Raw genomic sequence first — 11,459 nt, forward strand, 5'->3', positions numbered from 1 at the left:
GTATTGTTTTTGTGCCTAGGCATACAGGATCACTTCGTGTGCCTACAGAGTAGTGTCTTCCTCAAAATCCAAGTTAATCCAGCCTGTTTCTCAACGGCCAGGTGACAGCGAATTACACTTGAGCATTACGCTTCCGTTCATGCCGCCGGACCTGCCTATTTCGTCTTTGCGCCCGCCAAGACCTCCAACTGCGCCTTGGCATTGCTGTTGGTCGGATCAAGCTGAAGCGACTGCGTATAGGCTTTGACGGCCTCAGCCTTTTGTCCGTTTTTGGCGTAAGCCTCTCCCAGACTATCAAACGCATTGCCGCTGGTTGGATAGAGTTTGGCGGCCAGCTTAAACACACTCACGGCTGACCTTGCCCGGCCCATGGCCAGCAACCGATACCCCCAGTCGTTGAGCTCACCTTCCGACAGGCTAAAGTCAGGCGCGCGCGCCTTTAGCGCCTGATAATCCGCTTCGATCGTGGTGAAATCGCTTTTCGCCGCCTGAACGGCCAGCGCCTCGCGGGTCGGCGGAGAACCGGCGCCGGCATGCCAATCGCTGGTTACCATGTGGGCGGGCGTTCCGTTTTCCCGCGGCGTGCGACGAAGGAAGGCCAGTCCGGTCGCATCACCTTTCAGATAGGCGTCGAGATAATGCACGACATAGGTTTCCAGCCATCCGTATGCGGCGGACATCTCATCCTTATCGTATTCACGATCCCCATCGTCTGGTGCAAGACGTTGATCGAATACCGACGAAAAGTTCGGGTGCTGAAGGGGATTTAGGGTGACGCGATAGACGTCGGCATAGATCATCTTCGTCAGAAAGCTGCTGGCTTCATCAACCCCGGCTGAGACATGCTCTGTCTCCTTGGGGCGGGCCGCCAAGTAAAGCAAAGGCGCGGTCACGCGAGCCGGCGTGACATATTTCGCCTGCGCTATCATATCCGGCCAGTAGCGGACCGACCCGTCAAGCGCGACCAGGGCATTGATCCGGCCATCCTTTGCGGCGGCAAACACATTGGCTATCCCGCCCCAGCTATATCCGATCACGCCGATCCGGCCTGTGTCCGCCTGCGGCAGGCTGTGTGCATAGCTGATCAAGAAGCCGATGTCGGCGGCCTGCGCCTCAATGCCTTCGACATCCGTCGTCATCTCGCGCGTGTTTGCGCCAAGACTGGGACTGGCAATGACGACATAGCCCTGGCTGGCCAAAAATTCGCAGAGGTCGGCGTTTTCGAACGCCCATGCACTGAAGCTCGGCGCATAGACCACCACCGGAAATTTTCCAGATGCGGGTGAGGCATCGGCATGGGCCAGCATAGGGGCGGTCAATTCGGCAAGGGCGCGCTCCTTTGACAGGCGGAAGGTGCGACCTGCCACAAACGCCTGTTCCGCCGTCGTCCGATCAGCGGTCGATAATTCGAAATCGTCGTCGCTGGCGCCCAGCTTCAAATAATCGCCCAAGGTAAGCCCCGCGCCAGACGCCTCGGCCGGATACCAGATCAGAGTCTGGATGGGACGCGCCCGCTCGCCCGTTTTGCGCACGCCTGTGACCGGATCATTGGCACCGCCATACCCACGGCTGTAATCATATTGCGTAACTACCTTAAGGCCGACCGCATAAGGGCCCGGCGGGATCACACGGGTAAAATTCGATGAAGCAAACGCCAGCGAGGGGGCCAGCCACAGGGCCAATATCAAGTAAAAAAAGCGCATATGTCCAATCACAGTGTTTCGTTCACGACCACTGGTATCCGTTTTGCGCCATCGAACAAGTTACGCTTTCTTCATGAGGCTGTTTTTTCAATGCATGGCCCGTTTTTCGGCATAAGCGCGGTTAAGCCATGAAGAAAATTAGAAAATTGTCCCAAGTCAAATCGTTAGCTGGTGGCTCGTGACAGAATTGGTTTGCAATTTCGACGGGACGCCCGCCCACAGGCCAGCCTGACCGGTAGGTCCAGCCGTCGATCGTCTCGCCTAGAGGATTGGCTGGCCGGTGGCATGCTCAGTAATGCCCGCGAGCGCTTCTGTGGACTGGCAATAAGCCAGGTTCATGGCGACCCAAAAGGTCGTCAAAATGGCGTCGGGCTTCACGATCATATTTTACAAGGAGGACAATATCATGAGCGATCGCGTCAAAGGACTTATTGTCGGGGTTGCCAACGAAGGCTCCCTTGCCTGGGGCTGTGCCGAGGCCATTCATCGATCCGGCGCGGACCTCTTCATAACATGTCAGGACGACCAGAGGGTGGCGGCGGAACGATTGGCTGCCCAAATAGGCGCATCGCACCTCATGACGCTTGACGTAATCGATGACCGGCAAATGGAGGCCGTATTTGACCGCATCCAAAAAGAGTGGGGCCGCCTCGACTTTCTCATACATTCTATTGCATTCGCGCCAGAAAAAGATTTGCTGGGCAATTTGACTGACTCCTCGATGGACGGGTTCGCAAGTGCGCTGGACGTCTCCTGTCATTCGTTCATTCGACTTGCGAAACGGGCCCGCCTTCTCATGCCAAACGGGGGGGCGATGTTGACCATGAGCTACTACGGCGCGGAAAAGGTAATGCCCCATTATAATCTCATGGGTCTTGCCAAGGCCGCCTTGGAGGCCAGTGTTCGCTATCTTGCGTGGGAGCTCGGCACAAATGACATCCGAGTCAATGCCCTGTCTCCTGGCCCTGTCAGAAGTCGCATTGCCCCTCATCCCCAGCGTTTCGACGAGATGATGCAGGAGGACGTGATGCGTATCCCCTTGCGTCAGGCTGTGACGCTCGAGCAAATCGGCAACGTCGCCGCCTTTATGGTTTCACCGGCAGCTTCCGGTATTACCGGGCAGGTCATCCATGTCGACAATGGGTATTCCGCCGTTGGCTAAAGTCAGGATACCGCCCCTCCGTTTTCGCCGGCCCCGTCAGCTTACGGATCATATCAGGCAGATCATTTGACGCTTGCCGTCGGCGCTATGGCATCCTGTGTACAGGAAACCTGCGCTTACGAGCCATGTGGCCAGCTGTTCATCCGCCCTTGAGTGCTCCGCGTACAACGCCATGCATATATCGTGAACACGAAGCCAGTCGATAAGACCGATGATTGCTTCCGGGATAAACCGCGCGTGCGCGTCGTCCCGGCGGCAGGCGAATTCGAGTTGCGGACCAAAATATATTTCACCGCCCGCCCCTGCCCCTCTCTGATTTAGCGTTATAAAGCCGAGGGGAGTGCCCAAGACCGTGGATGTCGCCCACATCCACTTGCTCTCGGAATTTGCTTTGAAGCCCGCGCCGGATGGCGATAGTACGAGATCTAGGCGTACCCTTTCGATGCGAATGTGGATGGGGACGGGCTGCACCTGTCGCGTCTCGGGCGCGGTGAAGGCCGTAGATGAGTCAGGATAGCAAGTTTCGGTTTGGGCTAGGTTTGCGGTCATGACAAAGGTCTCTCTTTAGAGCTGACGCGGATCTTGTCAGTCCGTCGCGTGGTCACAGATATACGCCTGGTCGGGAGACAGTTCAGGCGGCGCCATATCGCCCTTGGGCGCGGCCTGAGTCTTTTTGTCGGCAGGATGGCAGATGATCGTCAACTCACCTTCAACCCCGCCCACTTCCCGTTCGAAAATCAACTGTCGCGGTTCCGGCGTCAGCATGTTAATCTCCATTTCGGTTACCTGCACTATGTACACTTTGTTGGTTCGTGCCCGTTTGACCTGGATCAACTGGATTGAAAATCGTTGCCACAGTCGCTAATTCATCCTGTTGGAGGCGGTGGAAATGAACGGAGGTTTAGTGTCTTTTTCCGCCTGCAGGGTGACGGCAAACCGGCATGCGATCTATGAAACGGATGCGCCAAAACCATATTCTGGTCGGTTAGGCATGCATTGAAGCCAGAGGAATTGATGAACGCACACCTAAACGCCATGCGTACGCTGCCGCTGTTCGGCGACCTTTCGCCGCAGCAGGTAGAATTGTTGGCGGCGCATAGTCATCTGCGCAAATGCGACAGGGGCACCTATCTGTTCCTGCATGGCGAGCCTGTACGCAGCTTCAAGGTCTTGTGCCGCGGCACCATTCAACTTTTTCGGGAAACGCCGGATGGCCGCGAATCCACGATCGACATCCTTATTGCTGGGGACTGCGTGAATGCTGAAGAGGTGTTGGAGCCACGGGATACGCATTTGTCCAGTGCGCGGATTGTTGACGACGCCTTGGTCCTCGAAGTGCCGATCCGGTGGCTACGTGAAAATCTTGACGACTTTCACCGCCTTGCGCCGCGCCTCCTTCAGGGATTGGCTGAGCGTCTGAATGAAGCGCGTCTGGAAGCTGAACATCAGTCAACCATGTCTGCCACGCAAATGGTTGCGTGTTATCTTCAGGGTCTTTGTGTGCTGTATGACTTTGATCCGAAGGGGTTCGATCTGCCCTATTCCAAAACGCTTATCGCCTCGCGCCTGCGCATGGAACTCGCCACATTTTCCAGGACGCTCCATAAGTTGAAAGACGCAGGTATTTTGGTGGTTGGCAACCGTGTCTCCTTCACAAGCTTGAACAAGGTTAGCCATTTTGTCTGCGATACCTGCTCGATCGCCGGTGATTGTCCGACGCATACCGCCCTCTCTCAGGCCGAGTGTTTTCGTGATGTTTCGCGCAAGTGATCTCCTGTGCCTAATATAGGCCAGTATGAAGGCTGTGAGGTGCGATGGCCGCATGATGTGCTTTGATATCAATCAAATTGCATTCCGCCGTTACGTGATACGCTCTGCATTGTGTCAGGAGGCAGGCTGATGTCATTCAGGTCCATTCTTTGCATTTATGGTGGGGCGCCGTTTGAGCGTAACGCGCTAAATACTGTCATGACATTGGCCCGTCAGTTTACTGCCGAAGCCCGATTTCTGCATATCTCGGCCGCCCTTGACATCTATTCGGAACCTTACAGCTTGGCGCTCTACGGGCTGGCCATCTCAGGCGATATGGATGTAGGGGAATCGATAGCTCAAGGTAATGACGCTCGGCGCAATTTGGCTCAAGACGAAGTCATGGCCGCCGCTAAAGCACATGGAATCCCCTTTTGCCGAAGGGATTGTCTCGGAACAGCCGCCCCTATTGCCCAGGCAGTCTTTTGCCCCGTCACGGCTCGGGCAAAAGATTGCATTCCCGCCGCAGGCCGCCTAGCCGATCTGATTGTGATTGCCCGAGAACGGGCCGACGCGCACGCCGACCTGAGCGGCATACTTTGTGGACTTTTCGATACGGCCCGTCCCGTTTTGGTTGTTCCTGAGCAGGACGGGGTCGTGGCTACGCCAACTTACGAGGCAGGGGCAGTGATCGCTTGGGACGGCAGTTTGCCGGCGACTCGTGCCCTCTACAATGCCCTGCCGCTTCTTCGCAACGCTAAGCAAATTCAGGTCATATGTATTCGCAACCCAAAGGCGTCGTCGGATTTCAACCGTTTCGACGATATCGCACACTGGTTAGACCTTCATAGCCTGCCCGCGCACGTCGCGCGTATCGAATCCGATGCAGAAAGCGTACCGGAAACGATACTGCGCAAGGCCCTGGCCTTTCAGGCAGAATATATTGTTATGGGAGCGTATGGCCACAGTCACATTGGTCAAATGCTTCTGGGCGGTGCGACGAACCAGATTCTCAAGCATAGCGCTATGCCCATTTTGCTATCGCATTAGCAGGACATTCTGGGGCGCGGATCACCTGTCCCCATCTAGTCTTAAAGCCACCTGAAGACAAAATTTTAACCACCGACCGGCGTGCCGCCTGACCTGCGGCAAGGCCTGCGATATCGTCGCACTGAACCTATGATGTAATACTTACGATTGTAATTCGTCCGCGGTGTCATGCCCATGTGTCCGGCAATGAACGGTCGGACTCCGCGCATATTTCAGGGCCGTCACATATGGTTTAGCGACTGCCACAAGCGAAACATGAATGCGCGTTATGACTGTATTGGCTATGGCCTGTAACACGCTTCACGCGCACACAGGCCTGTTAAATTTGGAGTAAAGTGAGTAAATGGCTTTCGACGATAAGCAGCCCAACCCTGTCGATGTGCATGTTGGTACCTATATCCGTGTCCGCCGCAAGTTTCTCGGTATGAGTCAGGGCGATCTTGCTAAACAAATCAATCTGACGTTCCAGCAAATTCAAAAATACGAACGCGGAACAAACCGGATCAGCGCATCCAAGCTTTATCAAATTGCGCATGTCCTGCATGTCCCCATTATATCGTTTTTCGACGGATACTCTGACACAAATGCCGGCAGCGGCGGGCAAGGTCCAGCCTTTGAGCCGGCAGGACAAGGGTTTTTGGCGACGGAAGAAGGGATTGAACTCGCCGAAGCCTTTCCTCGCATCCGCTCCCCGCGACACCGGCGCAAGATTGTGGAACTGATCAAATCCCTGGCGGGCGAAGACTAGGGTCTGATGGCGACGGGGCTATCATTTGGCATCTTGTGCGGTTAAACGGGTAGACGATGCGATGACTTTGGGAGTATAAACCTGCCATGGGTATAAGATTATATGACAGTGCGTGGGTTATGCTCCGCGAACTCGACGCGCCCCAGCAAGTTCGCAAGGATCGCGTCAATCCGGCCGTGTTTCATGTCGGCGGCCATAGTTATGACATTGACGGCCGCGCGTTCTTCATCTCGGAACCGGTTCCTGATATCGTGCACCTGCTCAGCATGCAGGAAGCCCGCGCATTGGGCCTGTCAACGCAATATTCGGCCCCGGCGGCGATCCATCTGTAGGTGGCCGGGCCGTTAGGCTGTTCCGGCGCCGTACAGGTCAGTTGGGTCGCGTGCGCCCGCTCATCAGAGTGCCCGGTATTTGAAGTTCTTAAACCGCGCTTCGCCCTGACCTGCCGCATATAGCCCCGGTTTGAGCATCAGAAATCCGCCACGCACATTGTGATGGTAGCCGGACACTTCCATGCCTCGGTCGAATCGCTTCCAGACCTGACCGTCGGCGGAGGTATGAAAACTGACAATATGGTGATCGTTTCTCAGCCGCATATGCATCCGTCGTCCATACGGGTTGGCGGGACGGCCCCGCTCTATACCGTACTGGTGCGTGACAAACGCTTTTTCACCAAAGCCCAGGCCGCAATATAACTGCTGGTCGTAGAACAGAAGCAGTCCCGCCCGCGCGTCCGGATCAATGTCGATCTCACATTCAATTTCGTAGGCCTGATCGCCGGTCACGAAGACGAGCGGCGCGCCGCTGCTGGGCGCCTCCCCCGCCGCCGCCAGATGCATAACGCCGTCTTGGCGTCGGACACGGCCTGATTCGGTCGGCGTCGGATTGAAGAAGTTCCACTGTGTGCCGTATTTGTCGGTCTTGAAGTCATCGGATAGGGCTAAGCCGTGCGGCTGTGGCGGGCCCGCCTTGGGCTTTCGGATCGGCAGTGAGAGGTCGCCGCCGCCAAAATCGAACCAGCCATCTTTTGACCAGGTCACCGGCGCCAGAAGGGTTTGGCGGCCGAGCGTCCAATAGCCGTTTTCATACCCGTGATAGATACCCCACCAGTCTCCCGCCGGCCCTTCGACCAGGGTGGCGTGACCGCGCGACCACCATTTTTCCTTGATGGAGGTGGTCCGGACAAGGGGATTGCGGGGGTGTTGCTCCCAAGGGCCGTTGATAGACGGTGAGCGGGCGGCGATAACCATATGCCCGGTCGGTGGTCCGGCGGTACCCCCGACGGCCAGGATCAGATAAAAATAGTTGCCGTGGCGCGTGACCTTTGGCCCTTCAGGTGAAAATCCTTCGACATCCCAGTCTTCGGGATAATGCCAAGGGTCATAGACATGTTCGGGTTCGCTGACGCGTCGCAATCCGTCTTCGGACAGGCGCACCCTGTCGCCACCGGACAGGAACAGCCAGCGCGATCCGTCTTCCCCGACGGCGTGGCCTGGATCGATGTGGTTTGGCAAGTCGAGATCGATGGGCATCGACCACGGCCCCTTGATATCGTCGGCCCAAATGACCCATGAAGTTGTCTTGCTGCCCGCCGCGCTGGTTTTCTTGGTTGGAATATAGAGAAAGAACCGCCCCTTGTGCTTACACAGTTCCGGTGCCCAGACCGATCCGATATTCTGTGTGAGCGCGGGGCCTATCGGCTGCCAGTTTACCAGATCGGTCGAATGCCAAATGATCAGGCCAGGATAGGCGTCGAAGGTGGAAAACGTCATATAGTAGTCGTCCCCGTCCTTCAGGATGGATGGATCCGGGTGGTCGCCGGCCATGATCGGGTTCAGGAAGGTACCATTGCCTAAGTCCGCCCTGCGCTGGCCCTCAACACCTTTCGCCCATGTTATGGGCGCCGCTTCTGTCGCTGCGTCCGGTGCTGCCCACGCCTTCGCCGGTCCTCCCAATAGCAAGGCGCCCAAGCTCATGGACTTAATGGCATCGCGACGATTTGAGTTACTCATATTCTTTTCCGGCAAAGCGATTCAACAAAAAGACGCACGTGTACAGGTTCATTCGCCCGCAGAGTAACCAAAGCCGCTACGGCCAAGAAACGGTCAAACTAGAACGCTGGATTTGATACCACGGCTCACCATATTCGTAACATCATATTATGTTTAATCTTTTGTTAATAATTGTTGCCGGTCGTTCGGAATTCTGATTACATGGAGGCGTATTCAGGAGTTCGTCCGTGCTGGCCCGTATCAAGCGTCTCGCCCCCTATTTTCTGCTCGGACCAATCAGCGGACCGCTCGTAGCGGGTATTGTGCACAACTTCCGTGGCGGCCGGCCAGTACTGGGGACCATGTATTCGATACTCCTGATCGAATGTGCCTATCTGCTGCCGGCGCTGGCTGCCAAATATGTCCCGGCGGCGCTGGGTTAGAATTAAAATTTAACCCGTGATCAGATCGATGCGCTGAATTTAACGCGCGCGCCTAAAGGCCAACTCGCGGCTTGAAAGCCCCCTACTCTACTCGCCAACGGCCAATGGCGTCAGGTCAGTGTCTTCGGTCGGGTGCAAATCCGCCGCCTTAAGGCAGGCAACAAAATCGTCACGCCACCGTCCGACATCATTCGTCTGCACATTGTGGAACAGGGATTCCCAACGACGTTTTCGTTCCGCCAAGGGCATGGTCAGTCCGCGATGAATGGCTTCCGACACGTCTTCGCGGCTCAGCGGATTGACGATCAGGGCGTCCTTCATCGTTTCCGCAGCGCCGGCGAACTGTGACAGCACGAGCACGCCCGGATTGCTCGGGTCTTGGGCGGCGACATATTCCTTTGCGACCAGATTCATGCCGTCGCGCAAAGGCGTGACCAGGCCGATGTCGGCGGCACGATAGATACCTGCCAATTCGTCACGTCGGTAGGGGCGGTTGACGTAGCGCAGTGGCACCCAGTCGATCGTGGCATAGGCGCCGTTGATCTTACCCGACAGATTATCAAGACGCGCACGCAGATCCTGATAGGCATCGACCTCGTCGCGTGACCGCGTCGCGATCTGTAGCAGGAACAGGTGTCCATGCATGCCGGGATTATTAGCCAGAAGGGTTTCATAGGCGGTGAAGCGCTCCTCCAGCCCCTTGGAATAGTCGAGCCGGTCGACGCCCAAGAGCATTTTTCGCCCGCCCTGACTTTTCAGCATGGTGCGATGAAAGAGCTCGGCCCGTTCACTTTTCAGCGTTTCCGCGAAGTCGTCGGCGTCAATCCCTATGGGGAACGCCTTGACGTGGGCCGCCTGCCCCCAGGCATGGACCACCCCGTCTTTCGACAGGACGGCCTGAGCGTCGTGGACGGCGTAGTCGGTGAACGCTTCCACGTCGTCCTCGGTCTGAAAACCGATCAGATCATAGCTGAACATGGCCTCGACCAACTCGGCGTGACGCGGCAGGGTCGATAGGATACGGCGGGCCGGCCACGGAATATGCAGGAAGAAGCCGATACGGTTTTTTACGCCGCGCTTGCGCAACTCCCGCGCCAATGGAATGAGGTGATAGTCCTGTACCCAGATCAGGTCGTCCGGGCCGATCAAAGGCAGCAAGGTCTCGGCAAAGCGGGTATTGACCCGTTCATAGCCCTCATCGAAACTGCGTTCGTAACTGACCAGGTCCGGCCGGTAATGAAACAGCGGCCACAGGGTGCGGTTGGCGTAGCCGTTGTAATATTCCTGCTGGTCCTGCTCTTCGAGATCGAGCAGAGCGACGGTGACGCCGCCGACCTTCTGCATCGACATCTGACCGGTGTATTGTTCGACCGTCTGGCCGCTCCATCCGAACCACAGCCCCTTGTCTTCCCGCAGGGCGGCGGCCAGGGCCATGGCCAGGCCACCGGCCGTGCCAACGCCAGAGTCGGCGGGCGGATTGACACGATTGGAAACGACGATCAGACGGCTCAAAGGGGATACTCCAGAATAAGGTGGCCGGTTTCAAGGCCGCGGTCCAGCCAGGCCAGGACGGCGTCGGTATCATCAAGGCGAAAGCGTGCGCGGCTGGACCGGGGGCGACCGACCAGAACCCCGTATCCGGCGGCCGCGTCGGCGGCGCGAAAGCCATCCTCGTCCGTCAGGTCATCCCCGACAAAAACGGGAATGGCGCCATGGAAAGGGGTTTCGGAGAGGAAAGCGTCGACCGCATGTCCCTTGTCCGCGCCCAGGGTGCAGAGTTCGACAACCATTTGGCCCAATTGTAGCTTGAGCCCCGTTCGGCGGGCGATATCGAGGGCGGCGGCCTGCACATCCGCTTCAGCCCGTGGATCGCCGCGGTAGTGCAAGGCGACGCTGAGCGGTTTCAGTTCGACCCTAAGATTGGGGTTCTCTACGCTCAGGGCCTGGATGTCTGCAACGGCAGTCATCAAGGCCGGATGCGGCGGAACCGCCGAGACGTCTCCCCTGGCGTTGCGGCGCTGCAGACCGTGGCTACCCGCCACGCAGGCGACGGCGCCTTCCAGGATGCGATCGACGTCGGCGATGGAGCGACCGGACACGACCGCCAACCGGCCTTCGAGTCGATTCGACAGGCGGGTCAGCACCCTATTGCGCACCGGGTCCGGCCCAACGCCTTCGGGTAGCGGTGCGATCGGTGCCAGGGTGCCGTCGAGATCGAGAAACAGGGATAGGTTATCCAGTTCCAGCACGACGTCGCGTGAGGCCAAGCTGTCCACCGTCATGCGTTCTGACCAGCCATATTACATCGCAATGCAACACAAGTCATTCTCACCACTCCACTTCACATCGGGTCTAACGCAGTGAACAGATCACTGAACACAGATTGTCATGAGTATCCCGCAGCCCTATTTATGACAAATTGCCAATATCTATTGAGATTTATCAGGCTACGTATAAAAATAAAAAATCAATAAAGATCATATTTCAATATTGAGGTTAATTTGACATCCAGATATCAACTTAGCACCTGCAATATTCTATTTTCAATCCGCCTCGCGTTTCTGTGATCGATTTTAGCGAATTTCGTGAACAGTTCCCTATGTTCATGCGTTA

11 protein-coding genes are annotated in these 11,459 nt (G+C 56.8%); 6 read left to right on the forward strand and 5 right to left on the reverse strand.

Features of this window, described 5'->3' with window-relative positions; all coding sequences use genetic code 11:
• Positions 1-155: 155 nt before the first annotated feature.
• Complete coding sequence (locus RCJ00_RS10320; protein WP_316221787.1) at positions 156-1,703, reverse strand: tetratricopeptide repeat protein; 1,548 nt, start codon at positions 1,701-1,703, stop codon at positions 156-158.
• Positions 1,704-2,109: 406 nt separating this feature from the next.
• Between RCJ00_RS10320 and RCJ00_RS10325 the strand changes: the two genes are divergently transcribed.
• Entirely contained in the window at positions 2,110-2,865 is a 756-nt protein-coding gene (locus RCJ00_RS10325; protein ID WP_316221788.1) for an SDR family oxidoreductase, read from the forward strand.
• A gap of 585 nt (positions 2,866-3,450) precedes the next feature.
• Here the strand turns inward: RCJ00_RS10325 and RCJ00_RS10330 are convergent.
• The gene (locus RCJ00_RS10330) at positions 3,451-3,630 is read right to left on the reverse strand and encodes a hypothetical protein (protein ID WP_316221789.1); all 180 of its coding nucleotides are present in this window, start codon (positions 3,628-3,630) and stop codon (positions 3,451-3,453) included.
• A gap of 249 nt (positions 3,631-3,879) precedes the next feature.
• Between RCJ00_RS10330 and RCJ00_RS10335 the strand changes: the two genes are divergently transcribed.
• The 4 genes from RCJ00_RS10335 to RCJ00_RS10350 all read left to right on the forward strand — a co-directional run bounded on the left by RCJ00_RS10335 (position 3,880) and on the right by RCJ00_RS10350 (position 6,744).
• The gene (locus RCJ00_RS10335; RefSeq protein WP_316221790.1) at positions 3,880-4,635 is read left to right on the forward strand and encodes a Crp/Fnr family transcriptional regulator; all 756 of its coding nucleotides are present in this window, start codon (positions 3,880-3,882) and stop codon (positions 4,633-4,635) included.
• A gap of 198 nt (positions 4,636-4,833) precedes the next feature.
• The gene (locus RCJ00_RS10340; protein ID WP_316221791.1) at positions 4,834-5,664 is read left to right on the forward strand and encodes a universal stress protein; all 831 of its coding nucleotides are present in this window, start codon (positions 4,834-4,836) and stop codon (positions 5,662-5,664) included.
• Positions 5,665-6,007: 343 nt separating this feature from the next.
• Complete coding sequence (locus tag RCJ00_RS10345; RefSeq protein ID WP_316221792.1) at positions 6,008-6,412, forward strand: helix-turn-helix domain-containing protein; 405 nt, start codon at positions 6,008-6,010, stop codon at positions 6,410-6,412.
• An 86-nt stretch (positions 6,413-6,498) separates the two neighbouring features.
• A complete protein-coding gene (locus tag RCJ00_RS10350) occupies positions 6,499-6,744 on the forward strand; it encodes a hypothetical protein (protein WP_316221793.1) in 246 nt (81 codons plus the stop codon).
• A gap of 63 nt (positions 6,745-6,807) precedes the next feature.
• On the opposite strand, the gene RCJ00_RS10355 is transcribed toward RCJ00_RS10350, so the two are convergent.
• Positions 6,808-8,424 (reverse strand): family 43 glycosylhydrolase, encoded by a 1,617-nt coding sequence (locus RCJ00_RS10355; protein ID WP_316221794.1) that lies wholly within the window; start codon positions 8,422-8,424, stop codon positions 6,808-6,810.
• A 227-nt stretch (positions 8,425-8,651) separates the two neighbouring features.
• On the opposite strand from RCJ00_RS10355, the gene RCJ00_RS10360 reads away from it, so the two are divergent.
• On the forward strand, positions 8,652-8,846 hold the full coding sequence (locus RCJ00_RS10360) for a hypothetical protein (RefSeq protein WP_316221795.1): 195 nt from the start codon (positions 8,652-8,654) through the stop codon (positions 8,844-8,846).
• Between the two features lie 87 nt (positions 8,847-8,933).
• Here RCJ00_RS10360 and otsA read toward each other — a convergent pair whose 3' ends face one another.
• The gene (otsA, locus tag RCJ00_RS10365; protein ID WP_316221796.1) at positions 8,934-10,358 is read right to left on the reverse strand and encodes an alpha,alpha-trehalose-phosphate synthase (UDP-forming); all 1,425 of its coding nucleotides are present in this window, start codon (positions 10,356-10,358) and stop codon (positions 8,934-8,936) included.
• On the reverse strand, positions 10,355-11,128 hold the full coding sequence (gene otsB / locus RCJ00_RS10370; RefSeq protein ID WP_316221797.1) for a trehalose-phosphatase: 774 nt from the start codon (positions 11,126-11,128) through the stop codon (positions 10,355-10,357). The genes otsA and otsB overlap by 4 nt, the downstream gene beginning before the upstream one ends.
• Between the last annotated feature and the right edge of the window lie 331 nt (positions 11,129-11,459).

Origin of the sequence: Asticcacaulis aquihabitans (assembly GCF_032490435.1) — a bacterium.
In the GTDB taxonomy this organism is placed as follows: domain Bacteria; phylum Pseudomonadota; class Alphaproteobacteria; order Caulobacterales; family Caulobacteraceae; genus Asticcacaulis.